This window comes from Streptomyces sp. 7R007 (assembly GCF_054850255.1).
Window position 1 is genome coordinate 1 of the sequence record NZ_JBTWMV010000130.1, and the last position, 2,539, is coordinate 2,539.

Genomic DNA, 2,539 nt, shown 5'->3' on the forward strand with positions numbered 1-2,539 from the left:
GCGCACACGGGGGGGGCCACTCGCCAGAGCCGCGTCCAAGGACGTCGCCCAACGGCCTCCGGTCGACTTGGACAGGCCCCTGTACCAGTGGGTCGCGCTCTTCGCCGGCTGTTCCAGCGTGGTGACCACCACCGCCTCCATCTGACGGACACGGATGGTGGGCGGCCGGCCCGTCCTCGATTCGTCGGCCAGACTCTCCAGTCGCTCGGGGCGGAGGCGCCGCCGCCACTTGCGGATGGTGTCTGCCATCACCCGCACGTCGTCGGAGTGGAGCCCGGTCCGGCTGGGGCTGTTCAGTCGGCAGTCTCGATCCGCTCCGGGGCGATGCCCAGGATGAGCTTTCAGCCAGGTCTCGACCAGGTAGATCTCGCTGTTCTCGTCGATGCCGAGGAGGAATGTGCCCTTCGAGTTCGCCGAGGGGGAAGACGGCGCGTCCGATGGTGTGACTGCAGTCGGCGAAGCGGTCTTCCTCGCCGGTCAGGTTGTCCGGGGCGAAGTTGAAGGGGGTCTTGGCGCAGGGGGTCTTGGGGCCGCCGATCTGGACGTCCAGGCCACCGAACTCCGCCAAGAAGGCTTCGGGCATCGTGCGTGCGGACCAGGCCGGTCTTCTCGAGCGTCTTGCGCCAGTGGTCCGTCGAGACGTGCCGTCCCGGCCGCCAGCCTGCTGAAGGCAGTGCGTCCTCGATCACGCCAGTTCCCCGTAGATACATCGCCGCCGCGTCGACCCGTGCCTTGTCCACCGGCACGTCTTCCGGCCAGCCGGGCCACCAGCGCGCCTGCCAGGGGGCGAAGTCCTCGCGCAGGAACTGCGTTCACCTGGCTTGAGTCGCACTTGCTGTCGCTGATCGGCCCACCAGACCTCGAATTCGGCCTCGGTTCCCTGGTCAGGCCAGCGTTCTGTCACCGCCGGCAGAAGCAGAACATCGACGAACCCTCCGAGTGGAAGACCGATGTCGACGAAGATCCCGATCGCACCCGGCCTCGGGACTGCCGTCACCGTCCCTCGGAACCGTTGCCCGAACCGCAGGCCGCGACGGAATCGAATCCACTCTTTCCGCGGTAGGGGTCGGACCGGGCGAACTGGTTGGTCATGTCGGCCATCACTCGACCCGTCCAGTCCCCGAGCCGCCGCACGACCGGCCGAGCTCGTTGAGGCGGTGCATCACATCGCGCACGGTGCCCTCGTCGGCGTGCACCAGTCGGGCGATCACGGGTCGGTAGGTCTGCGCACACGGACAGCTCGGCCACCGTGCCTGCAGGGGTCGGATCCGATGTCACCGCCCATCCAACCGCCACAACCACCGACACGGCGAACCTGTGCGGTGGCTGGGCCGGTGTCATCGGGTTGCGCCCGCAGTGACTCCCACTGGTCCCCGTTCGCGGACGATTCGTGAAGGTCAGGCGCTGTGAGGTGGTCCCGGATGGTGGTGTAGGGGCTTTGTGGGGGTGGGGGTTGAGCTGTTTCTCGGGTCGGTCAGGGGGTTGACGCCTTCTGGGTGGGTGCAGGCTGGGTCTGCTGCTGGTGGTGGTGTGCCCAGCGGACAGCGGGGGGTGCTGCCAGGCCCGTGAGTGCGAACATGGCTCCCGCGGCATACCATCCAGGGCGGCCCCAGGTGATGCAGAGTGCGATGAGCAGTCCTGGTCCGAGGGCTTCGGCGAGGCCGGCGCCGAGGCCGAACACGCCCAGGTACTGGCCGGTGGCGTGCTGCGGGGCGAGGGCGAAGGAGACTTCGAAGCCTGCGGCGGAGTGCCATAGTTCGCCGATCGTGTGGATCACCACTGCGGTGAGGAGCAGGGTTGCGGCGGCCCATGCCGGTATGCCCGCGGACAGCGAGATCAGTGAGCAGGCGATCAGGAAGGCCGTGCCTGCCCGGCGGTAGGCGTGTGCGCCGGCGGTGGGGGAGTCGATGGTGCGGCTGGCGCGGACCTGGAAGGCGACGACGATGACGGTGCCGGTGAGCATGGTGGCCGAGATGAGCCAGTGCGGGGCGGTGGTGGCAGTGACGATCCACAGCGGGATGGCCACGGTGAGGACCTTGAACTGGATGGCCATGATGCCGTCGAGGGCGGTCAGCAGCAGGTAGGGACGGTCCCGCAGGGCGATCCAGCGAGGTCCTTCGGTGGTGGGGACGGGCGCGACGGGCGGCAGGAGGACCAGGATCGCCGCGGAGAGCGCGAAGGCGGTCGCGTTGCCGATGACCATGAGCTGGTAGGCGGTGGGCGTGCCTACCTGGACGACCCAGCCGGCCAGCACGGCGCCGAGGGAGATGCCGACGTTGGTGACCGCCCGCAGGTAGGCCCTGAACTCCTGCGGCCGGTCGCCTCCGTAGTGCCTGATCAGCGGGGAGCGGGCGGCGATTCCGGCCGCCTTCGCCGCGGCGGCGGCGCCGACGGCAAGGACGAACGGCCAGAAGCTGTCGGCCAGGACGAAGCAGGTCGTGGCCAGCGCCTGGACCGCCAGGGTGGCCGTGTAGATGCCGCGAGGTTCTGTCCCCACGGTGCAGAGCCCGTGTAGTAGTCGGCCTGCACGTCGTCGGTG

The 2,539-nt window shown here is 69.0% G+C and carries 2 protein-coding genes and 1 pseudogene; all 3 read right to left on the reverse strand.

What is annotated here, in order from left to right; translation table 11 throughout:
- Positions 1-249 (reverse strand): helix-turn-helix domain-containing protein (locus ACYF6T_RS44380; RefSeq protein ID WP_461703680.1); only part of this gene is annotated, 249 nt, incomplete at its 3' end.
- Between the two features lie 163 nt (positions 250-412).
- A pseudogene (locus ACYF6T_RS44385) lies at positions 413-583 on the reverse strand (SUKH-3 domain-containing protein); the annotation flags it as partial.
- 891 nt (positions 584-1,474) lie between these two features.
- Positions 1,475-2,497 carry an MFS transporter gene (locus ACYF6T_RS44390; protein ID WP_461703681.1) on the reverse strand — a complete coding sequence of 341 codons (1,023 nt, stop codon included), beginning with the start codon at positions 2,495-2,497 and terminating at the stop codon, positions 1,475-1,477.
- Between the last annotated feature and the right edge of the window lie 42 nt (positions 2,498-2,539).